A 23928-nucleotide genomic window follows, 5' to 3' on the forward strand; every position below is an offset into this window, starting at 1 on the left:
CTTCTGGACACGCTCAGGGAGGTGCCTCCAGAACAAACAAGCTCAGGTAGCCAAACACTTTACGCTTTCCGCGCGGTGATCGACGCAGCGGCAGGAGTTGAACCTGCAGCTTCCCGCCTGCCACCGCGTTTTTGCGGTGGTAGTAGAAAGCGGGGACTCTATCCTGTTGAGCTACGCTGCGTGATGTGCCCGGCGTGCCGAACATGGACTCTCTCTACCGCGGTTTCCCGCCGCCGTGTTGATCCGGTTTTTGGCGCTTGGCCAAAATGAGATCAACTGACCGCTGCTTCCTGCCGGTCTCAATTTCCAATTGGAGCAGCGTTGCGTCCCTTTCTCGGTCTTGGAGGAAAAAGCGCGCAAGCTCAACTTCGTCGATCGGATCACTCCAGACCCGGTGTGGGCCATGGCGCTGATTGGCGCCCCGGATGTCTTCCAAAACAGCGATGAGCCTCCGGCTGAGATGATACTTGGCGGTATCATCCCACGTACGGCTTTCCATCATCACCTTCCAGAAGCGAGCTTCGCCCGTCAGTTCCTCGATCTCCCTTGTGAACGTAGAGGAAATTATCTTCCTCATGCGGTTTCAAATAATCGTCGCTGTTTTCCTGCCGCGATTCTTCTGCATCGGAATCCAGTTTTTTGCGAAGAGCGCTTCGGGAAAACTTACTGATGGCGCCGGCTAAGCTGGCGTGTTGCCCGCCGCCTGCAAGCTCAAACAGCAACACACATAAGAACGAAAAATCCGAACCCGGTGTGGTGACGAAAGCTGGCAGCCCATACCTGATCGCCATGTCGTATGCGCATTCAACGATATGCGTCTTGGCCTTGTTGTCGCCGACATAGAATCCATTTTCCCCAACATCGTCGCGATAGAGCGCGATGTCGGCAGCGACCCTCAGCCAATCAAGTTGTTGGTTGACCACCTCGACACCCGATCTCCAGCTAGGTGCCCCCTGTTGCTCGTCCTTCAGGATCGCGACGTGCTGCTCAAGCTCGTGATTAATATGCCTTTCCGCTTTCTCCACGACCGCCCGCAGTTTTTGCGCCAAATCTCTGATTTGAGCGACATCCGTCCGAATTGCCTTCCTGACTTTTTTCTCATGGGCTGATTTTGCGACGATCGGAAAGTCATGGCAGCAATCGTCGATCCGCAGCATTATGGAGTTGAGGTTGCGCCCTTCGCGGACACCAAGGATTTTGAGGATGCTTGGCAGTAGACACCGCATCCTTTCCAGATATTTCTTCCTGCTGGAGATGATCGCCACCGCTTCTATCTGTGACAGCTTTCCAGAAATGAAGTCGGAGAGATAACCCCGCCCAGGGAGGTAATCGCCCGCACCGCCTAGGATCTCGTTTGCCGCACGTCGCCGGGGTTCGCCGCCAGTACGGTCCACGCCATTCAACAGCCGCAGCATTACATCCGCGGGGATGGTTTCCCCGTGTCGATGAACGGCAGAAGCTCGAGAAGCTCGGTGTCCATTACACTAGATCCAGCCCAGGTGAGATGACCTCCATCTTCTACTACCCAGATTCCAGATTCTACGAAATGCAAATATTAGGTGACTGCTTCTCGGCATCCACGGCGGCCCAGTTTTTTCAGCACCTCCGACCATCTTCGCGAACGAACAGTCACAGAAGGCCATTATGGAGGTAGCAAGAGTTATAGCCGATTTTCTTGGGCGGTCGATCGCGAAGGGCACTTCCGTGCCTTCCAGCGTCACCGCCGATGACGACCGCTTTCAGGTTTGGGCCACGCCGATCGCTACGGCTAAGATGAGGCGCAAAGCGTCCACTCGCTGCGCGCAAGACATAGATCTCTTCGGATCAACAGCTGTCATCCGGGCGTTTGCCACCTGTCAGAAGCCCATGCCCGGCACAAAGCGCCGGACTTGAGATCTTGATATATTGGCCCGCTGAGGCAGATGAACCGCAGTTGGCAAACCTTCGCCTCGCCCGCCACAGCTTTAGAAGATTGAATTCGTGATCGCCTTGACCGGTCCAAGCAGCACCGATCCGTCCGGCACGCCGGCGTCGATCGGAATCGCCTGTCGGTTGGCCGTCGCCACCATGGGTTGGCTGGCGTCGCTGGTCACGACAACCGGAGTCTTCGAGGGCACGCGATCATAGAGGTCGATAATGTCCTGGTTCATCAGACGCACGCAGCCTGACGAGACCGACTTGCCGATCGACCGCCACTCAGGCGAGCCGTGCAGACGATAGAGCGTGTCGACATTGCCCTGGAACAGATAGAGCGCGCGTGCGCCGAGCGGGTTCTTCAGGCCGCCGGGCATGCCGCCATTGTCGGCGCTATATGGCTTCAATTCCGGCTGACGGGCGATCATTTCATCCGGCGGCGTCCACTTCGGCCATTTCTGCTTCCACTGAACGACGGCGTCGCCAGACCATTCGAAGCCGGCGCGGCCAAGGCCGACACCGTAGCGTATCGCCTGACCGCCTGGACGAACCAGATAAAGGAAGTGGCCGGTGGTATCGACGACTATGGTTCCCGGCTTCTGTCCCGTCGGGTCGGGAACGATCTGACGCAGGAACTGCGGATCGATCTTGTCGACGGGGATGGCCGGCAAGTCGAAGCCGCCGTCGCTGACAGCGGCGTACATCGTCACATAATCGGCCAGAGGCGGCTCGACATAGGTTGGTGGCGGCGGCTCGACCGGACCCGGCCCGGTGGTAGCGCATGCGGAAACCGCGATCGAAGCGGCGCCCAGGGCTGCGGCGTTGAGAAAGCCGCGACGGCTCAGGCGAAAAGATTCGATTTCGGTAATGGACATGGTTGCCTTCTTTAAGTCTCAAATCGCAACAAAACGTGAATTCGCCGACAGTTGCGCGGGTGCCTGACAACACCTGGGACGATAGGCGGTTCCGATTCTGGCCCGAACGTGGGCAAACAAAGGCGAAGCTGTGACCAGGCTGCTACTGTGGCGCCAGAGACACAGGTTTCCTAGCTGCCGGGCACAAGGGCTTCGAGCGACGGCAGGATAAGGGCCGGTGGGAAATCCCGGTATTCTTCGGGCTGGTTGGAGCGGTTGATCCACACCGTGCGAAAACCGAATTTGGTGGCGCCTGCAATGTCCCAGCGATTGGACGACTGAAAGGAAACCGCGCCGGGGTAGAGGCGCCAGCCGATGGCGACCATATCGTAGACCGCCGGGTCGGTCTTGAAGCGCCGCACCCTATCGACGGAATAGATGTCATCCAGAACCTGGTCGAGCGCGGCGGATTTGACCGCCGCCTGCAGCATTTCGGGCGAGCCGTTGGACAGGATCGCCAGCCTCGCTCCCGAAGCCTTGAGCGCCTTGAGCACGGCCGGCACTTCCGGATAGCAATCCAGCCGCCAGTAGGCATCCAGCAATATCGCCTTGAGACCGGGGTCGGCCGAGGGAACCTTGCGCAAGGCGAAATCGAGCGCCTGTTCGGTCAGTTGCCAGAAATCGGCATAGGCGCCCATCAGCGTGCGCACCCAGGAATATTCGAGCTGCTTGGCGCGCCAGATCTCGGACAACAATTGGCCGTCCGGCCCGATCCGGTCGGCATGACGACGCACGGCGGCATGCACGTCGAACAGCGTGCCATAGGCGTCGAAGACATAGGCGGCGTATTGCATGACAACAGTTTTGAGGGCAGGTGCGACAAGGTGCAAGCTTTGATTGCATTGCGCCCCGGCACTGGCCTCAACAAAACTCCATGATGCCGGTTGACGGCGCCCGCCAAAGCATCTTCCAATGGCCGTCACACGAGACTGATCGAGGCGGGACCACACGATGACACTGGCGGCGGCGGCGCAATCCGCGACATGGACTTTCGTCGATGGTGATTGGCACGAGGGCAACGTCGCCATTCTGGGGCCGCGCAGCCACGCCATGTGGCTCGGCACCAGCGTGTTCGACGGTGGCCGCTGGTTCGAAGGCGTGGCGCCGGATCTCGACCTCCATGCCGCCAGGGTGAATTCTTCGGCGATCGCACTCGGCCTGAAGCCGAACATGAGCGCCGACAAGATCGTCGGGCTGACATGGGACGGGTTGAAGAAGTTCGACGGCAAGACGGCGGTCTATATCAGGCCGATGTACTGGGCCGAGCATGGCGGCTATATGGGCGTCCCGGCCGATCCGGCGTCTACCCGCTTTTGCCTTTGCCTCTATGAATCGCCGATGATTCCGGCGACTGGCTTTTCGGTGACCGTGTCGCCGTTCCGGCGTCCGACCATCGAAACCATGCCGACCAACGCCAAGGCCGGCTGCCTTTACCCCAACAACGGTCGGGCCATCCTCGAAGCCAAGATGCGCGGCTTCGACAACGCAATGGTGCTCGACATGCTGGGCAACGTTGCCGAGACCGGGACCTCGAACATCTTCCTGGTCAAGGACGGTCATGTCTTTACACCGGCGCCGAACGGCACCTTCCTGTCCGGCATCACCCGCTCGCGCACGATAACGCTGCTTGGCGAGTATGGGTTCAAGACCACGGAAAAGACGCTGTCGGTGCGCGATTTCCTCGAAGCGGACGAGATTTTTTCGACCGGGAACCATTCCAAGGTCGTGCCGGTCACGCGTATCGAGGATCGCAATCTGCAACCCGGGCCGGTGGCCAAAAAGGCGCGCGAACTCTATTGGGATTGGGCGCATTCGACTTCCGCTGCTTGAGCGGATAAAAAGGCGACCGACGCTTCATCCGGAGTTGTCCCAATCCATTCCAGACCTATCTTACTCCGGTATCGACACCGGATTTTTCCACGAGGGAGTACTATCCATGGCCTTTGAATTGCCCGCTCTGCCTTACGACTATGAGGCCTTGCAGCCTTACATGTCGAAAGAGACGCTGGAATATCACCACGACAAGCACCACAAGGCGTATGTCGATAACGGAAACAAGCTCGCCGCCGAGGCAGGCTTGGGTGATCTGTCGGTCGAAGAGGTGGTCAAGCAGTCGTTCGGCAAGAATGCCGGCCTCTTCAACAATGCCGCCCAGCACTACAACCATATCCATTTCTGGAAGTGGATGAAGAAAGGCGGCGGCGGCAACAAGCTGCCGGGCGCCCTGCAGAAGGCAGTTGATAGCGATCTCGGTGGCTATGACAAGTTCAAGGCCGACTTCATTGCCGCCGGCACGACCCAGTTCGGTTCCGGCTGGGCCTGGGTTTCCGTCAAGGATGGCAAGCTGGCGATCTCGAAGACGCCGAACGGCGAGAACCCGCTCGTCCATGGCGCGTCGCCGATCCTCGGCGTCGATGTCTGGGAGCATTCCTATTACATCGACTATCGCAACGCCCGGCCGAAATATCTCGAGGCGTTCGTCGACAGCCTGATCAACTGGGACCATGTCCTTGAATTGTACGAAAAGGCGAAGTGATCGATTTCCAGGAAGCCCCGGTATCACCCGGGGCTTTTCTTTTTCAGTGTCCCATAAAAAGCAAAGATCTGGCAAAAGTCGTCCGGGGAGGGAATTTTCCTCCTGCGGCATCCGTTAACGTCCTGTCCCGAAATGCCTTCATCATGGAGCCAATTGAATGAGAAAGCTTGTTATCGCCATCTCTATGCTCGCACTCGCGGCCTCGGCGGCTTTTGCCGACCCGGTCCTCGACCGGCAGGCACTGATGAAGGAACGTGGAAAGATCGTCGGCGGCCTGTCGAAAGTTGTCAAGGGCGAGGAGCCCTTTGATGCCGCGGCTGTGCTGACGCAACTTCAGGCGTTGCAGGCGAATGCGGAAAAATTTGATGCCGATGCGCTGTTTCCGGCCGGCAGCGACACCGGCGACACCACGGCCTCGCCGAAGATCTGGCAAGACATGGCTGGCTTCAACGCAGCCGAGGACAAATATCTCGCAGACGTGAAGGCCGCGGTCGCTGCGGCTCCCGCCGATGCCGACGCGCTGAAGGCGCAAGTCGGCGCTATCGGCTCGGATTGCGGCACCTGCCATCAAGGCTACAGAATCAAGAAGGGCTGATCACCAGCCATGGCATGGCTGAAGAAACTTGTCGGCGCCGTCGTCATTCTGGGCGGCGTCGGCGCGGTTGCCGGGTGGGTCCTGTCGGCGCCGGTGAGGCTCGACAGGGAAACCCTGGCCAAGCTCGGTCCTGGTGACGCAGCCAGGGGCAAGCGCATCTTTTATGCCGGCGGTTGCACATCCTGCCATGCAAAGCCGGGCTCACAGGGCGACGCCCGGCTTCAACTCGTGGGGGGCCTTGAACTCAAGACGCCGTTCGGAACCTTCGTGCCGCCCAACATTTCGCAAGATCCCAGGGACGGTATCGGCGCATGGTCTGTCGAGGACCTCGCCAATGCCATGCTGAAGGGCGTGTCGCCGTCTGGTGAGCATTTCTATCCGGCGTTTCCCTACGCATCCTACGCGCGCATGAATCCGGCTGACATTGGCGATCTCTATGCCTTCTTGAAGACGTTGCCGGCCGTCGCCGGCAAGGCAGCGGGCAATTCGCTCGATTTCCCCTTCAATATCCGCCGCGGCATCGGCCTGTGGAAATTGCTCTATCTCAGCGATCAGCCGGTTGTTGCCTTCCCCGAAGGCACGCCTGATCCGGTGATGGCAGGCCGCTACCTGGTCGAGGGTCCGGGCCATTGCGGCGAATGCCACACGCCGCGCGATCCTGCGGGCGGCACGAAGAAGAACGAGTGGATGGCGGGCGCCGTGGCCGCCGAAGGCAATGGCATCGTGCCGAACATCACATCGGGCGAGGGCGGTCTCGCCGACTGGTCGGAGGCCGATATCGCCAACTATCTCGAAACCGGCTTCACGCCCGATTTCGATTCGGTCGGCGGCGCCATGGTCGATGTCCAACGGAACATGGCCGAACTGACGCCGCAGGACCGTGCGGCCATCGCCGCCTATCTGAAGGCGATACCGGCGCATCCAAACGGCTATCCGGCCCGCAAGAAGACGGCAAACTAGACCGAGTCTTCAGACAGGTGGCGGTCGCCGAGAAAATCGAAACCCGTCTCGAAGAAATGGTTGTAGTTGCAGGTCAGCTCTTCGCCAGGCGCGATGTCGCGCAGCGCAAAGCTCTCCTCCGGTGAGGAGACGTCGCAGTTCGGCTCGTCGGCATGGTTCATGTAGCGCGCGTCGTCGGCTTCGAAGACGATGTAGTTCGGATCGCGGCGGTCGGGATAGGAGTAGCGATCGAGATAGCTCTTCACCGGACCGGCCGCACGTTCATAAGTCTCGACCTCGATGAGCCGATCGAACCTTGGGTCCAGCTTCCAGATCAGAGTGCCGCGAGGAATGTGGTTCTTGGCAAAGACGCCGATTCCCTGGATAGGCGATTTGTCGAGATAGACGTCGACGAGCAGCATAATGGACCTTTACGCGATTGGAGGCTGTCGGGCCGGGAAAAACCGCGCACTGGGTAGCGCGCGGTCATCGCAATTGCGAGTGAAAATGAGCAACGGGAACTTAAAAAACCCTGATCACGCAGCCTCTTCGGAAGGCGCGTCGATCATCGTCTGGAGTCAGCGTTGCTGCAGCGCCAGACGGACGCCCAAAGCGCAGTAGATGCCGCCGACAACTTTGCCCTGCCAACGTAACACCGACGGATTTCGGCGCAGGAACGTGCCGAGCCGGCCAGCGCTCACGGCAAAGACGACCGTGCTGAAAAGGCCCAGTACGACGAAGATGGCCCCCAACACGGTCATCTGAAGCATCACCGTCCCGTTTTCAGGCCGCACGAACTGAGGCAGGAAGGCAAGGAAGAACAGAGCGGTCTTGGGGTTGAGCACTTCGGTCAGGACAGCCTGTCGAAACGCCTTCCCGGCAGAGATCGCAAGCGCGCCGGCAGCCGGGCCGCCTGGTGTTTTCTCCATGATCGCGCGAATGCCGAGATAAACCAGGTAGGCCGCGCCGATGTACTTTATGACGCTGAACAGCGTCGCCGATGCGGCGATGATCGCCGATATGCCGATCATGGCCATGACGGTGTGAAAGATGTCGCCGACAGCGATCCCGGCGCCGGTCGCGATGCCAACCTTGGTTCCGGAACTCGTTGCCCGCGCTATGGTAAAGAGCGTGGCCGGGCCGGGGATGAAGACGAAGCCGAGCACAACCGCGACATAAGCAATCAGTGTAGCGAGATCGATCATCGGTCGATTTCTCCCGTAGGCTGCGCCTTACCCATCACCTTCAGCGCGAAGGAATAGGTGTAGGCGATCTCCTCCAGCCGCGAAAACCGGCCGGAGGCACCGGCATGGCCGGAATCCATGTTGATCTTGAACAGAACCGGATTGTCCCCGCTCTTGCGGTCGCGCAGCCGGGCCACCCATTTGGCCGGTTCCCAATAGGTGACGCGCGGATCGGTGAGACCGGCCAGCGCCAGGATCGGCGGATAGTCGTGATCAGCGACATTGTCATAGGGCGAGTAGGCGGCAATGGTCCGGTAGTCGTCGGCGGACGCGATCGGGTTGCCCCATTCGGGCCATTCCGGCGGCGTCAGCGGCAGGGTCGCATCGAGCATGGTGGTGAGGACATCGATGAAGGGAACCTCGGCGACGATGCCGCCAAAACAATCCGGCGCCATGTTGGCGACGGCACCCATCAGCATGCCGCCGGCCGAACCGCCCTGGGCGACGATACGGTCATGCGCCGTGTAACGCTCCGTCACCAGATGGCGCGCGACGGCGATGAAATCGGTGAACGTGTTCATCTTGTGCTCCCGCTTGCCGTCATCGTACCAGCCATAGCCCTTGTCCTTGCCGCCGCGAACGTGGGCGATGGCGAAGACGAAGCCACGGTCGACCAGCGAGAACCAGTTGGTGTTGAAGGCGGCGGGCACGGTGATGCCATAGGAGCCGTAGCCGTAAAGCAGGCAAGGTGCGGATCCGTCCAGCGGCGTGTCGCGATGGTGCAAAAGCGAGATCGGCACCAGTTCGCCATCGCTGGCCGGCGCCATCAGCCGCCGCGTGACATAGTGGTCCGCATCATGGCCGGACGGCACTTCCTGGGTCTTCAGCAATACCCGCTCGCGGGTGCGCATATTGTAGTCGAACACCTGGGCCGGCGTCGTCATCGACGAGTAGGAAAAGCGCATGATCTCGGTGTCGTACTCATAGGAACCCGACAGGCCGAGCGAGAAGGCCTCCTCGTCGAGGGACAGAAGATGCTCCTCGCCGCTGGTGCGGTCGCGCACCACAATGCGCGGCAGGCCTTCCTTGCGTTCGAGCCGAACCATGTGGTCCCTGAAGCCGATCACCGACAGGATCAGCCGGCCGGGCTCGTGCGGCACCAGTTCCTGCCAGTTGGCGCGCACGGGATCGCCCGCTGGTGCCGTCATGATCTTGAAGTCCTTGGCGCCGTCGGCATTGGTCAGGATGAAGAAGATATCGCCGCCTTCTTCCAACTCGTACTGAAGGCCAATCTCGCGCTGCGACACCAGTTTCGGTTCGGCAAACGGATCGTCGGCGCGCATCAGGCGGTATTCCGAGGTCTCGTGATCGTTGATGCCGATCATGATCCACTCGTTGTTGCGGGTGCCGTCGACATTCATGAAGAAGCCGGGATCGGTTTCCTCATAGATCAGCCGGTCGCTTTGCGGGCTGTCGCCAAGCGCATGGAACAGCACCTTCGACGGGCGGTGGTTGGGATCGAGACGTGTATAGAAGAAGCCGTCATTGCCGGCGTTCCAGACACCTGAACCGCCGGTGTCGGGGATCTGGTCCGCAAGTTCCCTGCCGTCGGCAAGGTCACGCACGCGAAGCGTGTAGAATTCGGAGCCCTTGTCGTCGAATGCCCACAGCAGCCTTGCGTGGTCGGCCGAATGGTCGACGCCGCCAAGACGGAAATAGGCCTTGCCCGCGGCCTCCGCGTCACCATCGAGCAGGATATGCTCGGCACCGCCGTCTCGCGGCATGCGGAAATAGCGCGGCTGCTCGCCACCAAGTTTGAAGGACGAGCCATAGGCATAGGGCCCATCCTTCATCGGCACGGAAGAATCGTCTTCCTTGATACGGCCCTTCATCTCCTTGAAAAGCTGCTTTTGCAGTTCGACCGTGTCGGCCATCAGCTTTGACTGGTAGGCATTCTCCGCCTCGAGTTCTGCGCGGATCCCGGTATCGAGCAATGACGGGTCGCGAAACATTTCCTGCCAGTTGTCGGCCCGCAGCCAGGCATAGTCGTCGGTTCGCGTGATGCCATGATGCGTGTCGGAAACCGGCCGCTTCTCGGGCGTTGGCGGGCTGACGATCGGAAATATGGATGTCTTGGTCATTGCGTCTCGCTTTGCCAGTATCTTCAATGGGCCAGTATCTTGAATGGACCATCTCGAATGGAGAATATCTTGAACGGCGAATGAACACGCCGATCAGGGCAGGTTCAAGAGCCGGAGCGTATGGATTGTGTCGGCTCCAGGAGATGAGCCGGGAGGAGAGATGATGACTATTTGGTCTCGGACTGCTGCGGCTTTCGCCGTTGCTTCACTAACTCTGGCCTTTGCCGGCCAGTCTCATGCGACCGTATTCGCGGCTTGGCAAGTGGCCAATGTGCCGTTCGGCGACACGCTCAATGTGCGCAAATACCCTTCGGGCGCATCCCAGAAGCAGGCCGCATATCCGAACGGGACCGTTCTGCAGATGACCGGGCGATGCACCGGCGGAATAAACCTGCTCGACATCGCCAACCAGCCGGCATGGAAGCAGGAACAAAAGATTCGTTTTCGCTGGTGCGAAGTCTGGCATGATCCGGCCCAGAACGGCAAATTCGTCACCGGCTGGGCGTATGGCAAATACATCACGCCGCATTGATTGATCCGGCAGCAATCAGCCGATCCGCCGGATGACAGGCATGTCGCCTGATTGCTTGCGTATGACCACGGCAACCTGTGGTTTTGCGGACAAATATGAACAACCAATATTGCCCGACGATAGCTAAGCAAAATCAAACATTAAAACCCATTTCGTGAGATGCCGCGAATGTAACGGCGAGCTGACGTTGCGTCAGCCGTTGCCGGCGAGCGCGCGAAATATCGATAAATTACACAATGCACGAAAGATTGAAGCTGATCGCGGAATAATTGATCAATATCGTTCAATATAGCGTAAGGGCCGAATTGACTTACTTGGTCTGGGCGCTCATTGATGTGCCCGCGACACGAATCGTAGAAACTCTACCTGCACAAAATTCGTGCGATGCCCTGCTTGTAAAAAAGGGCGCAGATCGATGTAACTCTTGTTGGGGCCCGAAGACCATGGATATTGTCGAAACACCTTCCAGAAACAGCGATGCGCTGATCGAATTGACCGCCGATGTGGTGGCCGCCTATGTCAGTAACAATCCCGTGCCGGTCGGCGAATTGCCGAACCTGATATCCGATGTCCATGCTGCGCTCGGGCGTGTGGGCGGAACCGCCGAACAGCCGCCTGCCGACAAGCAGAAGCCGGCGGTCAACCCGAAGCGGTCGGTTCATGACGACTACATCGTCTGCCTTGAAGACGGCAAGAAGTTCAAGTCGCTGAAGCGCCATTTGATGACCCACTATGACCTGACACCGGACCAGTATCGCGAAAAGTGGAACCTTGACCCGACCTATCCGATGGTTGCACCCAACTATGCGGCTGCCCGGTCACAGCTTGCCAAGAAGATGGGCCTCGGCCGCAAGCGCAAAGCGCGGTAATCGCTGCCAGAGCAATTCAAGAAAAAGTGAAACGGTTTTCCCGGGAAAGCGCATAGAGCTCTCCCTTGGGAATTGCGTCAAAATAAGCCAGATCGGATCGACATCAACGGCGCCTTCGGGCGCCGTTTGATTTTTGCGCCGCGAGGCGCGGATCCGGTATGAAGGTGTCAGGCGGTCTGCTTGAGCGCTGCCTCGGCGTCGCGCTTGATGCGCTTGACCATCGAGCGAAGGCCGTTGGCGCGCTGCGGCGACAGATGTTCGTCGAGGCCGAGTTCTTTCGCTGTCGCTTCCGCATCGGTCTGCTGGATTTCGCTGGCGGTCCTGCCGGAAAACAGCGCAAGTATGATCGCAACCAGTCCACGCACGATGTGAGCGTCCGAATCGCCCGTGAAGGTGATGACTGGGTCGGCTCCAGCCCCGCGTTCGGTGGTCAACCAGACCTGACTGACGCATCCCGGCACCTTGTTGGCGGCGCTGCGCTGCTCGTCGGGAAATGGCGGCAGCGCCTCGCCGAGTTCGATGACATAGCGATAGCGGTCTTCCCATTCCTCGAGGAACGAAAAATCGTCGCGGATCGTCTGGATCGTGGTGGTCATAATGCCGGATATAGTCACGCGGCGGCGCCGCGTCACGGAAAAAACAAGGACACCGCGGGCGTCGAGAGGGCAGACAGCCCGCGGTGCGCCGTCGAAACGGCTTAATTCTGAGGCGGCAGGTTGACGGTCTCGGGCAAGACGATTTCTTCGGGCAGGCTGCCGGTCATCGTCGACGTGTCGGGGCCGGCGGCGGACTTGTCGTCCATCATCGCTGCCGCGATCTTGGCGGTCTCCTTGGCGCGGGCGGTGATGGTGTGCATTGCCGACTTGCCAGTCTCGCAGACATCGGGCTTGCGTTCGCAAATGCCGGCGATATCGCCAACCGCTTCGCGTGCCGCAAACAAGGCCTGGATCGGCCCGACGCTTTCGCGGCCCGATTCATCGGGGCCGACAGCCAGCGGCAGCGCCAGCAGCACCAGCGAAAACCAGAAAGCCATTCTTATGAGGAAGACCATGCCCTTGCCCTCTCGTCGTGACCGGATCATGCATCCATATGGCATGACCTCTTTTGTAGGCAGGATCTTGGCACACAGGCGCAAAGGACGGCTTGCGGGCAAAGAGAGAATTTTCCTCAAATTTTAGGCAAATTCGAAACGAAGCGTTCTGCGATCGATTTGTCTCAATTGCCAGTGATTTTCCTTAACAACAAATAACCATACATCCCCATGATTTTCCTGTATTTTTCTTGGAATGTGGAAGTCCGGGTGCCGTGTGCGCCTGTCCGATAGGTGCCGTCGCCGGATAACTCTCCGTTTACTATGGCTGCATTTGCCCGTGCTTTCGGCGGCCGGCATCCCGATATTTGCCGCAGGCCAGGGCCTTGGTCGGCCCTGCCTTATCCATTCCTTAAACGCTGGATGCGAGTTTCAAAGCCAACCAGAACCATCTGCAAAGCAGAGCTGTCCACGACAAGTGCGAGTGCGTTGAGTTGAGTTTAATCAAGGCCAGATACGTTGAATTGCCTGGCGCGATTTCCGCCGGTTGCGAACGTATGGTCCATCCGTCCATCCTTGGGCGGAGCGACCGCGAGCGCCAGCGCCGTTTCATCGGCGTCATGCTCGCCGCTCCTTTCTTTGCCGCCGGCGCCGCGGTCACCCTGGTCACTTCAGGCATGGGCGTTGCCGTCACCATGGCCGCCATCTTCGCCGCCTTTGGCCTGTGCTGGTTCGTCGCCTTGCTGGTGGCGGCGACCGGCAAGATGGCGATAGCGAGTGGGCTCGCCCTGATGCTGGCCGGCATTTCTCTCGGCAGTCTCATTGCCGCCGCGGGCGGGCTGAGTTCGCCTGTCGCCATGCTTGTCCTGGCGCTGCCTTTCGAAGCCTGGTGGATCGGCGGCTCGCGACGTGCAGCACTGTGGGGAGCCGTGTCGGCCGCTGTCGCCATCCTGGCTCAGCCTTTGGCTGGAACCGTATTTCCGTTCGCAGGAGCGCAGATTGCGGCGTGGCACTGGCTGGTGCCGTTGGCGTGGGCGCTTACGCTGATGCCGCGTGCATCGGCGTTTCAGAACACCGCCGACGCGGCTGTGGTCGACACTGCCGACCGGCTCGAAGACATCATCGATGCGGTGGTCTTGCGGGTCGCCCGCCATGGCGAGGTCCTGGACGCGTCGCCGAAAGCGCGCACGCTTTTGAAACTGCCGCCCGAACTGCTGTCTGGAAACGGCCTCTTCGATCGCGTCCATCTGTCGGATCGCGTTTCCTATCTCAGCGCAATGGCCGACATGCGCGACGGTGCGCTGTCGCGCCGGCTCGAATTGCGCATCCGCCTGCCTCAGAACGGCAATAGCCTGACGGCCGACAATTACCGCCCGTTCTCGCTTGATCTGGTGCGCGGTGAAGAACAGGGTGACGTCTTTACGCTCGTCCTGCGCGAGAATGACGAGATCGCCCGGTTGCGCGAGGATCTCGCGGCGGCCAATGAGGCGGCCGCATCCGCCGAAGTGGCGAAGGGGCGCTTCCTGGCGGTGGTCAGCCACGAACTGCGCACGCCGTTGAATGCCATCATCGGCTTCTCGGATATGCTGCTGCATGAGATGTTCGGCGGCTTCAAGGATCCGCGCCAGAAGGAATATGTCGGGCTGGTGAGGGATTCGGGCCAGCATCTGCTCGCCGTCGTAACCTCGATACTCGACGTGTCCAGGATTGAATCGGGCGTTTATGCGACCGAGCCGGAGCCGTTCCGGTTCGCGGAAGCGGTCGACATGTGCCAGTCGATGATGCAGCTGCAGGCGCAGGCCAAGAACATCGATCTGCGGGCGCAGATCGCGCCGGACGCCGGCGACATCAATGCCGACCAGCGCGCCGTGCAGCAGATGCTGATCAACCTGGTCTCCAATGCGATCAAGTTCACCCCCGACGGCGGCGACGTCGTCGTCGGTGCCAAGCGGATCGGTTCGCGCCTCCATTTCTGGGTCAGGGATACCGGCATCGGCATCGCCGAGGAGGATTTCGCCAATCTCGGCAAGCCCTTCATGCAGATCCAGAACGACTATACCCGCCGTTTCGAGGGGACTGGTCTTGGCCTTTCACTGGTCAAGGGCCTTGTGGCGCTGCACGAAGGCACGATGTCCATCGAAAGCATGCCGGGCGAGGGCACCACGGTGACCATCAGCCTGCCGGTGAACGGACCGAAGGGACATCAGGCGGAGAAGGCCGGCGTGCTGACCATGCCTGTAGCGATGGCGAAAGGGGACAGAAATGGCTCGCTCCGCAAAACAGGCTAAGGCGGTCAAGCGCCGCAGCAACGCCTTTCAGGACGGCGCTGTCGCCGTCGGCGGAATGATCTCGCGCAACCCTGTCCTGGTGGGCGGCTCGACGGCATTCCTGGTGACGCTGTTCTACGTCTCCGCAAATGCCTTGTGGTACCAGCCTTTCCCGCATGCCGGCGCATTCTTCGCGACCCGCAGCATTGCGGGCTTTCCGCACGCGGCGCCCGACGAGCCGGAAACGACGTTCAACATCGTGCGGCCATCCGGCGCGCCGGCACCGATCAAGGGCGATCCGGTTGTCGAGCAGGTGCAAGGCATATTGAAGGATCTTGATTTCTATTCGGGAACGGTCGACGGCATTTCCGGACCCAACACCCGCAAGGCCATCCAGGACTATCAGCAGAAGGTCGGGCTCAACGCGTCCGGCGAGATCGACGCGCTTCTGCTCGATCAACTGGGCGCGACGCCGAAAACCGCTTCCGTCGTACCCAGGCCGCAGCCGCGCCCGGATATGCCGGCCGCCGTTCCGGTGTCTTTGCAGACAGGTTCAGGACAGACAAATTCCGGGCAGGCGGATGCCGAGACGCAAGCGCCCGATGCCCGCATCGTCAAGATCCAGGCCGGGCTCAAGGCGTTCGGCAATGACGACATGCAGCTGGATGGTGTCGTCGGCGCGCGCACCAAGGCGGCGATCAAGGAATTCCAGTCGCTGTTCGGGCTGCCGCAGACCGGCGAGCCCGATGAGATCGTCTACGTCAAGATGCGCGAGATCGGCCTGACCAACTGACGGCTGAAACGACGGCTCGGCCAGCGGCGGAAATATCGACAAAGCAATTCCAGGAAAGTGTGAAACGGTTTTCCGTCCGGAATCGCGTCAAACAAGGGTTAAAGTAGTTTGCCGTTTCCTTGAAACGGCAAACTACTTTAGAGAACCCGCTTGCCTTGTTTGCCTGCATGTCGTGTCCCAAACCGAGGCGACATGCATTCGCGGAGCTCTCTCATGCGCGTCACATCGGATCTGTGGGTCTCGGCCCTGTTGCGCCGGGTTTTCGGCGCCGGGGGATTTGCCGCCGTGGTCAAGCGCGGCGCGACCGAGGCCGGCGCTGTGTTCGTGCTGGCGCGGGGCAGGCTGGGTGAGGTTGCCCTGTTCGGGCCGGCGCCGCAGACAAGCTATGATTCGGCCAAGCCCGACGACCGGTTTTTCACTCAGCTCGGAACCGGCGAGGATGCCACAGTGCTCGACGCCAGGCTGGAAAGGGAGAAAAAATTCGATCCCGATATCTGGGTGGTCGAGATCGAGGCCGGCACCGTGCCCGTCGAGGAGCTTATTTCCGTGAAGACGCCCTGAGGCCGGACGAAGCCGCCGCATCGTCGCTGTTCGAGGCGGTGCGTGTATCGCCGTTGGCAGGTGCTGCGCCGCGAACCACCCTTGAAAGGGCTTCCGCCCGCCACGACCGCATCTTGTCCTGGGCCGCTTCACGATGCAGCAGCCGGTAACGGTCGAGGAACGTGCGGATAGCCTGCGGATGCGGGAACTGGTTGGGATAGACGGCAACCGTGATCAGGAAGGCCCTGTCTTCGCTGAGGTCGAGCGAGCGCAAGGCGGCAAGCAGCGAGGCATAATTCTGGTTGGCGGTGAGCGATCGCGCGATCTCGAAATCGATATCGAGTGCATCGGCGAGCGCGGTCTGGAAGAACGCGGCGTTTCCCGTCAGCGCTGTCTCGCGCAATTTCACATAGATGTCGGCGCCCTTGAAAGGATCGGCGTTCGTCGCTGCCGCCTCGTCGCCCGTGCGCATCATCGAGCGCAGCCTGCGCCGTGCATTCTCAGCCGCGATGCCGAGTGCCTGTTCCCGGGCGGGCTCGTCAGAGGCGGTTTCCGTGCTCGCTGGCGCGATCTTGTCTGCCGCGGCGGCATTCGCATCCGGTTGCGGCGCGCGCACCAGGGTTGGCCTCTCGAGGGCCCTGATCAGATCAGCGATGGTCGGGTTCAAACCCTTGCGGCGCGCGATGGCACGCGCATGCGGCAGGCCATGTCGCCCGATCAGCGCGATGAGATCGATGTCGCTGACGGCGCGTGAGCGGATGAGCAGCGGCGCGGCAATGTCGACCGGTTCCTCGCAAAGGCGGCGCACCAGGGCGGCGGGAGCGTATTCGCATTCGGAAAGGGCGGCTGCCACGTAACGGCGAGATTCGACGGACACGTCATTGAACAGCGGCAGCGTCAGGTCTTCGAGTTGACCGATCTCGCGGCGTGATGGGCGGGTGAGCGAACAGAACGCCGACACCGCGGCTCGGAACAGCCTTTCGGCCTTTCCCGAGTCTTTTCGCACCGCGATTTGCCTGAAGTCCGAAGATGACACGAAGGATACGCCCGTACTCGACACAACCTTGACGACGCTCGACCGGGACCGTGCCGGTTCCGAGAGTGCCAAGAACAAAGTTCAAGTTAGCGACGATCCGTTAGCGTTCCGTTAACCCTCTGCCGGCCTTAATGACATTTGGAGGCGTTGCGTTGTGCTCCGGGGAAACCGAGAGGAATGCGCGAACCATGGGCATGGTACTGTCTTTCGTGCCGCGTACGGCACCAAACACCAGAGTAAAGCAAACCGCCGAAATGCCGGCGGCGGTGATCATCTTTCCCGGCATCCGTTACGAGCGGCCGCATGCCGGCGAAGTGCGGCCGATCGATCCCGACAAGCCGGGCTCGCCAGGAACAAAACCGGTCCCGCACCACTGAGTTTCGGCGGCCACGGACCTTTGGTCCGGGGTCATGTCTAGTGCATGTCGCCCAAAAGTGACCTCGGTTTTGGGAGAACGACATGCATAAAAACAAAGATCCAAAGCGGGTCGTCTGAATCCGTTCAGACGCGACACGCTTTAGAAGTCCTGCAACTCGCAGGAACTCTGTTCGAAGAAGCGCGACACGATCGGCTTCCAGCTGCTGTCGGGCACGAAGGCGCGGATGACGAAGATGCCTTCCTCGATCGGCGCTTCGACGAAGATCGCTCCTTGAAGATCCTCGGGAAGATCCTTGCGCACGTCGATCATCTGCGCCGGCGTCAGCACGACGGCATCCAGAACGCCGCCGGTCGCTGTGTGGTCGTTGAAGGAATAGATGTTGTGGCCGCTGCGGTCATAGACCGACACCGACCAGAACGGGACATGCCCAGGTGCCTTGACGCGGACCATGCCTTCGCCCAGATCGAACCGGCAGGCCGTCGCGTAAAACAGCGGGTCGACGGATTTCACCACGGGCGCGCCACCGGCCTCGGCATCGAGCCGCGTCATCTTGTACAGATCCGACGCCATGGACAGCCGCGACCAGGCATCGCGTTCGGAAAACTCGGGCACCAGCAGCAGCACGGCGATGTGCACGATGCCGGCGCCGAGCAGACCGAGCAGGACGGCATGCAGAAGTCCGCGCATCGCAGCGTAAAAACTACGCATTGCAGCCGACCTTGACGATATGCGGCAGCGAGACGTCCGACAGGCCGGTGCTGCTGGCGATTGGCGTGTCGTAGAAGGTCAGCACGAAATACATCCTGCCGAAGCCGTCTGTCAGCAGCCAATTGCCCGGCATCGGGTGATGGCCGGCTGAAATGATCACCGAATTGTCGGGCTGGCGCACCACCCCGTAGGATTGCAGCGCCGCCAGCCGGGGTTGGCCGGTTTCGACCACGCCGAGCGACTGGTCGGCGGCATAAAGCGTCCAGAACCGTGCCGTCGGAAAATCACCCTCGATTGTGTAGGTGCATTCGCGCTTGAGCTCGGCGCCGGCCGCGTCTCGCTCGGCGACGAAGGACAGCCCCTCGGCGCGGCCGAGCGCAAGCACACCCTCGCGCGCCACGCGGGCCTTGGAATAGGGATCGGCGGCCGGTGTGCCGATATCGGGAAAGGCCGTCCATTGGCCGATCCTGATGGCGCCGACGCCATCCTGGATTTTCAGCGCATACCAGACGCTGCCGCCACCGCCGACGATGGCTATGGCAAGCGAAAGCAGCGTCAGGAAGGCAGTTTTGAGCATGAGGGGCCGGGAACACGAAGAGTTGCCGCTCGGGGATATCGCGGCGTGGGGCCTTGTGGCAAGCGGGCCGACGTAGAATTGCAGACGGCTCTCCCTTCTCCCCTTGCGGGAGAAGGTGGCCGAGCGAAGCTCGGTCGGATGAGGGGTGTTCCAGCTTGGCAATGGCGGTGATCCGGCCATCACCCCTCAACTGTCTCGGCGCCAATCACAGCGCCGACAGCGTCTCCGGCAGTTGCGGCGTACTGAGGACGGGCGCCGACTGGAACAGCGTGGTCATGTCCCGCAGCGTCTGGGTCGTGCGGCTGGACAGCACCGGCGGCCGTTCGGCGGCTGCATCGGCCGCCGCCTGATCGTCGCTCTTCTTCTGTGCTTCCTCGGCCTTGGCGGCGATCTCCTCATCGACGAAGGGCTTGTCGATGCCAGGGATCGGCTTGAGGTCGATGTTCTGGTGCGCGTAGACCATCAGTCGCTGCCACACCATCGCCGGCAGTGAGCCACCGGTCATGTTCTTGGTCGGCGTGAAGTCGTCATTGCCCATCCATACCGCCGCCGTGTAGTTGCCGGTGAAGCCAACAAACCAGGCGTCGCGGTAGGACTGCGTGGTGCCTGTCTTGCCGGCGACGACGATGTTGGGAAGTTGGGCTCGCCGCGCCGTACCCATCACCGGCACTGCCGCCAGCATGGTGTTCATCGATTTGAGCGCCTGCTCGGACAGCGCCCGGTGTGGCGGCGGCGCGTCCTTGGCGAAATCATAGACCACCTCGCCGGTCCGGGTGACGAGTTGGCTGATGCCGTGCCGGGAGCCGACGAAGCCGTTGTCGGCGAACACGCTGTAGCCCGTCGCCTGGTCCATCACCGTCATGCTCGAGGTGCCGAGCACCATCGTCTTATGTGCTTCGATCGGCGATTCCACGCCCATCGCCTCGGCCATGGCCTTGATCGGGCCGATGCCGAGATGATCCTTGGCCAGCCGCACCGGCACGGTGTTGATCGACTTGGCCATTGCCATGATCAACGTGACGTTGCCGGCCGATCCGCCGTTGTAATTGTGCGGCGACCAACTGCCCCAGCTGATCGGGCCGCCGGAAATGATGGAGTTGGGGGTGAAGCCGTGTTCCATCGCGGTTGCGTAGACATAGGGCTTGAATGACGAGCCGGTCTGGCGCAGCGCCTTGGTGGCGCGGTTGAACTGGCTGGCGCCATAGTCGCGGCCGCCGACGATGGCGCGCACGGCGCCGTTGGTCTCGATGACGACGACGGCACCTTCGGTGACGTTGTACTCCTTGCCGAACTGGCGCAGGTGGAACTCCACCGATTCTTCCGCCGCCTTCTGGATGTTGGCGTCAAAGGTGGTGTGGGCGAGAAGCGAGTGCTGGCCAGGTTTGGCGATCTTCTTGACCTCGTCGAACGCCCAGTCGAGATAATAGTCAGGGCTTTTCTGTTCGCCGCGGTCGACGACATCGGCCGGATGCAGCCTGGCCTGCAGAACCTGGCCTTCGGTCATGAAACCGGCATCCACAAGGTTGGACAGCACCACATTGGCGCGCGCGCGCGCCGCCGGCAGGTTGATGTGCGGCGCATATTTGGTCGGCGCCTTGAACAGGCCGGCCAGCATCGCCGCCTCGGCCAGGTTCAGGTCCTTGACGCTCTTGCCGAAATAGAAGTCGGCGGCAGCCTCGATGCCGAACGTGCCGCCGCCCATATAGGCGCGGTCGAGATAGAGCTGCAGGATCTCCTTCTTCGACAGATTGGCCTCGAGCCACAGCGACAGGAAGGCTTCCTTGATCTTGCGCTCCAGCGTGCGCTCATTGGTGAGGAACAGGTTCTTGGCCAACTGCTGGGTGATGCTCGATCCGCCCTGGACGACGGAGTTCGCCCGCACATTCTCGAAGATCGCGCGCGACAGGCCGAGCACATCGATGCCGTAGTGATCGAAGAAGCGACGGTCCTCGGTGGCAAGCACCGCCTTGATGACGTGATCGGGCATCTCGTCGACCGGCACGGAATCGCGCTGGATGATGCCGCGCTGGCCGATCTCGTTGCCATAGCGGTCAAGGAAGGTGACGGCGAAGTCGCCCTGGGCGCGCCAGTCGCCAGCCGTGTCCTGGAAAGCCGGAATGGCCAGCGCCAGCATCACCACGATGCCGACGGCGCCGAGCGTGAAACCTTCGCTCAACAGTTCGATGATGCCACGGCGCCAGCCGTTGACGCGGAAGCGCCGCGAGAAGATCGTCGCTGATTCCCAGAACTGGCGCGCCTTGAAGCCGATCTCATAGAGCGAGGAATCGATCCACGCATCGAGCGCCAGCAGCCGGGCGGCGATCGGACCTCTTCTCTTGCGCGGTTCGGGACTGGCCATTCGGAATCCGGCTAGCAATTGCACGACCTGAGAACCGCAAACCGGCAATTTCAGGGCGATGCATTCCGGGAGACTATTCCTCCATTTTTCCAGCACTCACAAGGGCGGCGAAGACACAGTATTGGGTTTGTTGCTGATGGGCCGGCCCAAGAATACAGCCCGGCGCCAACAGCATGTGCCCGCGCCTCCAGCGGAGGCGTGAGCTTTTTCACTGCAGCACGGCGCGTCTCATGCGGCTCGCAAGCTTTCTTTCGGACGCAAATTCTGGTTCATGCGGAACAGGTTCAGCGGGTCGTAGCGCTGCTTGATTTCCAGAAGCCGTCGATGGTTGCCACCATAGGCCGCTTCGACCCGGTCGACCTCGTCCTCCGGCATGAAGTTCACATAGGCGGTGCCGGCGGCATAAGGTTTGGCCGCCTCGTAGATTGAACGAGCCCAGTCGGTGCAAGCCTTGTCCATCGTGGGTTCGCGCCAGCGGGCGTGAACGTTCATGACGAAATGCGAACTGCGCTGTGGGAACGCCGTTGCGTCCGCCTTGACGCGACCTGCCGCGCCGCCGACATGGCCGATAAATATCTCGCACTCGGGTCCCGGCAGCTTGGCTATTGCCCCCCTGACGACCGCAGCCGCCTCCTCGGAAAACTCGGTGAAGTCATGGCTCTTCCAGTAGTTGCGGGCGCCGGGCGTGAGCAGGGGGTCGAATGCCTGCTGCCAGCCGGTGAACGGGCTGGGGCCTACGACATCGGCAATCGGCGTGCCGATGGCTCGAAGTTTTTGCGTCGCCTTTTCGCCTGCCTCGATGTCGCCGCAATAGCACATGGCCAGAACCAGAACCTCCTTGCCATGCCATTCCGCGGGCAGGAAGGGCAGCGGCGGCGCCTGCCGCATGACTACCCAGCAGGTCAACTCGTCAGGAGCGGTTTCGAGCGCCTTGCGATACTCCCGCAGCACCTTTTCGGCATCGGCGAAGGGATGGACGACAAGCCCTGCCAGCACTTGCGGTCCAAACTCGTGGAGATGGAATTCGAATGCCGTGACGACGCCGAAATTGCCGCCGCCGCCGCGCAGCGCCCAGAACAAATCGGGATTTTCAGTCTGGCTGGCCCGGAGCAGTTTGCCATCGGCGGTGACCACATCGACGGAGGCAAGATTGTCGATGGTCAGGCCGAATTTGCGGGTGATCCAGCCGAAGCCACCACCCAGCGTCAGGCCGGATATGCCGGTGGTCGAGTTGATTCCGGTCGGCACCACCAGCCCGAAGGCCTGCGTTTCCTTGTCGACATCGGCAAGCGTCGCGCCAGGCCCGACCCATGCCCGCCGCGCAGCGACATCGACCCGCACCGATTTCATCAATGACAGATCAATCATCAGGCCACCATCGCAGACCGCACTTCCGGCAATGTTGTGGCCGCCGCCGCGCACGGAGACGAGAAGCCTGTTCTCCCTGGCGAAATTCACGGCACTGACGACATCGGAAGCGCCGACGCAGCACACGATCAGCCCGGGCAGCCGGTCGACCGTGGCATTCCAGACGGTCCGTGCTTCGTCGTACGCGGCATCGCCTTCGCTCAGCACTTTGCCGCGCAATTGTGCCGAAAACGCTTCCAGGGCTGCGGCGTCGATTGTCGTTTTTCCGCGTTCAAGCGTGGTGAGGCTCATGGTGTTCATGGTTTCCTCCCGATTTGCAGATGAGCTGTCCTCTCCCAAAAGACGTTTTTACTGTGCGCTTATATTAGCTATCGCGCAAGTTTCGCGTCGGCCAGCGTTGCGACTCGCCAGCGGGCACATGGTGCCGCCAGCCGGCGATCTCAGCCGTTTTGCGCGCGCGACCTTGCACCCTCGGCCGCCAGGATGCCGATCATGCTGATGCGAATGTGAGCGAAGCAGCGTAGCGCTATCCCACCCCTCAGGCCGGTTCGCGCTTCAGCGCCTGCGCCATGCAGTGGATGCCGCCGCCGGTCTTCGAGATCTCGCTCATGTCGACGGCCGCGACCTCGAAGCCGCGCGCCTTGAGCTGACCGATCAGCGCCTGGCTGGAGGTCGGCGCGATCACCCGGTCCCTGCCCAGCGACATGAAGTTGCAGCCCAGCGCCATCGTATCCTGGAACGGCACGTCGATGATCTCGTGGCCCTTGCCCTTCAACCAGTCGACAATGCCGGGTTCGGTGCAGGCGAGGCAGACAGCGGTCAGTTTCTCGGCGATCGGCACCACCATCAGGTCGATATGAACGTAATACTCGTCGATGAAGGCGATGCGGGTTTCCCAACCCTCCTTGTCGAACCAGGCCTGTACCTGGCGCGCACCTTCCTCCTGCGTACGCGCGCCGCCGCAGCCGATCAGCACGACGCCGTCCTCGATGACGTTGAAGTCACCGCCCTCGAACGTGCCTGCGGTGACCATGTCGTAGATCGGGATGCCGAGCTTTTCGTAGGTGCGGATCGCGGCATAGTTCTCGCCGCGCCGCCACCAGTTGGCCATGGCGGTAATGAAGGCGCCGTAGGGCGTCATGACGCTGGAATCGCGGGAATAGACCTGCATCGGCAGCTCAGGCGTCGGCTCGTGCCAGTGGATGTTGACGCCGAAATGCTCGTAGGCGGCGACCAGGTCCTTGTGC

25 protein-coding genes and 1 tRNA gene are annotated in these 23928 nt (G+C 61.1%); 10 read left to right on the forward strand and 16 right to left on the reverse strand.

Going from position 1 to position 23928, the window contains the following annotated elements:
• Positions 1-82 precede the first annotated feature (82 nt).
• From EN750_RS39195 to EN750_RS00295, 5 genes are all read right to left on the reverse strand, one after another.
• Positions 83-181 (reverse strand) — tRNA-OTHER (locus EN750_RS39195).
• Between the two features lie 33 nt (positions 182-214).
• Positions 215-499 carry a hypothetical protein gene (locus tag EN750_RS00280; protein ID WP_145967352.1) on the reverse strand — a complete coding sequence of 95 codons (285 nt, stop codon included), beginning with the start codon at positions 497-499 and terminating at the stop codon, positions 215-217.
• Positions 477-1415, reverse strand: a complete 939-nt coding sequence (locus EN750_RS00285; RefSeq protein ID WP_127395274.1) for a hypothetical protein — start codon at positions 1413-1415, stop codon at positions 477-479. The genes EN750_RS00280 and EN750_RS00285 overlap by 23 nt, the downstream gene beginning before the upstream one ends.
• Positions 1416-1964: 549 nt before the next feature.
• Entirely contained in the window at positions 1965-2789 is an 825-nt protein-coding gene (locus tag EN750_RS00290; RefSeq protein WP_127269960.1) for a L,D-transpeptidase, read from the reverse strand.
• Between the two features lie 170 nt (positions 2790-2959).
• Positions 2960-3622 carry a haloacid dehalogenase type II gene (locus EN750_RS00295; protein ID WP_127395275.1) on the reverse strand — a complete coding sequence of 221 codons (663 nt, stop codon included), beginning with the start codon at positions 3620-3622 and terminating at the stop codon, positions 2960-2962.
• Positions 3623-3779: 157 nt separating this feature from the next.
• Between EN750_RS00295 and EN750_RS00300 the strand changes: the two genes are divergently transcribed.
• The 4 genes from EN750_RS00300 to EN750_RS00315 all read left to right on the forward strand — a co-directional run bounded on the left by EN750_RS00300 (position 3780) and on the right by EN750_RS00315 (position 6919).
• Positions 3780-4658 carry a branched-chain amino acid aminotransferase gene (locus tag EN750_RS00300; protein WP_127269956.1) on the forward strand — a complete coding sequence of 293 codons (879 nt, stop codon included), beginning with the start codon at positions 3780-3782 and terminating at the stop codon, positions 4656-4658.
• Positions 4659-4764: 106 nt separating this feature from the next.
• Positions 4765-5364 (forward strand): superoxide dismutase, encoded by a 600-nt coding sequence (locus EN750_RS00305; protein WP_013532667.1) that lies wholly within the window; start codon positions 4765-4767, stop codon positions 5362-5364.
• A gap of 157 nt (positions 5365-5521) precedes the next feature.
• Positions 5522-5959 carry a cytochrome c gene (locus tag EN750_RS00310; protein ID WP_127269954.1) on the forward strand — a complete coding sequence of 146 codons (438 nt, stop codon included), beginning with the start codon at positions 5522-5524 and terminating at the stop codon, positions 5957-5959.
• Positions 5960-5968: 9 nt separating this feature from the next.
• Complete coding sequence (locus EN750_RS00315) at positions 5969-6919, forward strand: cytochrome c (protein ID WP_127395276.1); 951 nt, start codon at positions 5969-5971, stop codon at positions 6917-6919.
• On the opposite strand, the gene EN750_RS00320 is transcribed toward EN750_RS00315, so the two are convergent.
• The 3 genes from EN750_RS00320 to EN750_RS00330 all read right to left on the reverse strand — a co-directional run bounded on the left by EN750_RS00320 (position 6916) and on the right by EN750_RS00330 (position 10223).
• Positions 6916-7320: an SET domain-containing protein-lysine N-methyltransferase gene (locus tag EN750_RS00320; RefSeq protein ID WP_127321379.1), complete on the reverse strand. Its 405-nt coding sequence runs from the start codon at positions 7318-7320 to the stop codon at positions 6916-6918. The two genes, EN750_RS00315 and EN750_RS00320, sit on opposite strands and share 4 nt — an antisense overlap.
• Before the next feature lie 156 nt (positions 7321-7476).
• Positions 7477-8103: a LysE family translocator gene (locus EN750_RS00325; protein WP_127395277.1), complete on the reverse strand. Its 627-nt coding sequence runs from the start codon at positions 8101-8103 to the stop codon at positions 7477-7479.
• Positions 8100-10223: a S9 family peptidase gene (locus EN750_RS00330; RefSeq protein WP_127395278.1), complete on the reverse strand. Its 2124-nt coding sequence runs from the start codon at positions 10221-10223 to the stop codon at positions 8100-8102. The genes EN750_RS00325 and EN750_RS00330 overlap by 4 nt, the downstream gene beginning before the upstream one ends.
• A 163-nt stretch (positions 10224-10386) precedes the next feature.
• Between EN750_RS00330 and EN750_RS00335 the strand changes: the two genes are divergently transcribed.
• Both EN750_RS00335 and EN750_RS00340 read left to right on the forward strand, forming a co-directional pair.
• Positions 10387-10755 carry an SH3 domain-containing protein gene (locus EN750_RS00335; RefSeq protein WP_127268166.1) on the forward strand — a complete coding sequence of 123 codons (369 nt, stop codon included), beginning with the start codon at positions 10387-10389 and terminating at the stop codon, positions 10753-10755.
• A gap of 443 nt (positions 10756-11198) precedes the next feature.
• Positions 11199-11624 carry a MucR family transcriptional regulator gene (locus tag EN750_RS00340; protein WP_013532660.1) on the forward strand — a complete coding sequence of 142 codons (426 nt, stop codon included), beginning with the start codon at positions 11199-11201 and terminating at the stop codon, positions 11622-11624.
• 167 nt (positions 11625-11791) lie between these two features.
• On the opposite strand, the gene EN750_RS00345 is transcribed toward EN750_RS00340, so the two are convergent.
• Together EN750_RS00345 and EN750_RS00350 are read right to left on the reverse strand one after the other, a co-directional pair.
• Complete coding sequence (locus EN750_RS00345; RefSeq protein WP_127395284.1) at positions 11792-12220, reverse strand: SufE family protein; 429 nt, start codon at positions 12218-12220, stop codon at positions 11792-11794.
• Positions 12221-12321: 101 nt separating this feature from the next.
• On the reverse strand, positions 12322-12675 hold the full coding sequence (locus EN750_RS00350) for a DUF5330 domain-containing protein (protein ID WP_027035810.1): 354 nt from the start codon (positions 12673-12675) through the stop codon (positions 12322-12324).
• Between the two features lie 536 nt (positions 12676-13211).
• On the opposite strand from EN750_RS00350, the gene EN750_RS00355 reads away from it, so the two are divergent.
• From EN750_RS00355 to EN750_RS00365, 3 genes are all read left to right on the forward strand, one after another.
• Positions 13212-14942 (forward strand): PAS domain-containing sensor histidine kinase, encoded by a 1731-nt coding sequence (locus EN750_RS00355; protein WP_127395279.1) that lies wholly within the window; start codon positions 13212-13214, stop codon positions 14940-14942.
• A complete protein-coding gene (locus EN750_RS00360; protein ID WP_127268164.1) occupies positions 14917-15714 on the forward strand; it encodes a peptidoglycan-binding protein in 798 nt (265 codons plus the stop codon). The genes EN750_RS00355 and EN750_RS00360 overlap by 26 nt, the downstream gene beginning before the upstream one ends.
• A 213-nt stretch (positions 15715-15927) precedes the next feature.
• On the forward strand, positions 15928-16275 hold the full coding sequence (locus EN750_RS00365) for a DUF1491 family protein (protein WP_127268163.1): 348 nt from the start codon (positions 15928-15930) through the stop codon (positions 16273-16275).
• On the opposite strand, the gene EN750_RS00370 is transcribed toward EN750_RS00365, so the two are convergent.
• The gene (locus EN750_RS00370; protein WP_127327193.1) at positions 16253-17290 is read right to left on the reverse strand and encodes a hypothetical protein; all 1038 of its coding nucleotides are present in this window, start codon (positions 17288-17290) and stop codon (positions 16253-16255) included. The two genes, EN750_RS00365 and EN750_RS00370, sit on opposite strands and share 23 nt — an antisense overlap.
• 188 nt (positions 17291-17478) lie before the next feature.
• Here EN750_RS00370 and EN750_RS00375 point away from each other — a divergent pair, with 188 nt between their 5' ends.
• Entirely contained in the window at positions 17479-17667 is a 189-nt protein-coding gene (locus EN750_RS00375) for a hypothetical protein (RefSeq protein ID WP_127321658.1), read from the forward strand.
• Positions 17668-17807: 140 nt separating this feature from the next.
• On the opposite strand, the gene EN750_RS00380 is transcribed toward EN750_RS00375, so the two are convergent.
• The 5 genes from EN750_RS00380 to EN750_RS00400 form a co-directional block, all read right to left on the reverse strand.
• Positions 17808-18377, reverse strand: a complete 570-nt coding sequence (locus EN750_RS00380; protein WP_127271883.1) for a DUF1254 domain-containing protein — start codon at positions 18375-18377, stop codon at positions 17808-17810.
• Positions 18370-18954, reverse strand: coding sequence for a DUF1214 domain-containing protein (locus EN750_RS00385; RefSeq protein WP_127395280.1), 585 nt, complete (start codon positions 18952-18954; stop codon positions 18370-18372). Before EN750_RS00385 ends, EN750_RS00380 begins: the two co-directional genes overlap by 8 nt.
• A gap of 205 nt (positions 18955-19159) precedes the next feature.
• Complete coding sequence (locus EN750_RS00390) at positions 19160-21313, reverse strand: penicillin-binding protein 1A (protein WP_127395281.1); 2154 nt, start codon at positions 21311-21313, stop codon at positions 19160-19162.
• Positions 21314-21541: 228 nt separating this feature from the next.
• Positions 21542-22981 carry an FAD-binding oxidoreductase gene (locus EN750_RS00395; protein WP_127395282.1) on the reverse strand — a complete coding sequence of 480 codons (1440 nt, stop codon included), beginning with the start codon at positions 22979-22981 and terminating at the stop codon, positions 21542-21544.
• A 238-nt stretch (positions 22982-23219) separates the two neighbouring features.
• On the reverse strand, positions 23220-23928 hold a 709-nt coding region (locus EN750_RS00400), incomplete at its 5' end, for a dimethylarginine dimethylaminohydrolase family protein (RefSeq protein ID WP_127395283.1).

Origin of the sequence: Mesorhizobium sp. M7A.F.Ca.ET.027.03.2.1, from assembly GCF_003999175.1 — a bacterium.
Taxonomy (GTDB): domain Bacteria; phylum Pseudomonadota; class Alphaproteobacteria; order Rhizobiales; family Rhizobiaceae; genus Mesorhizobium.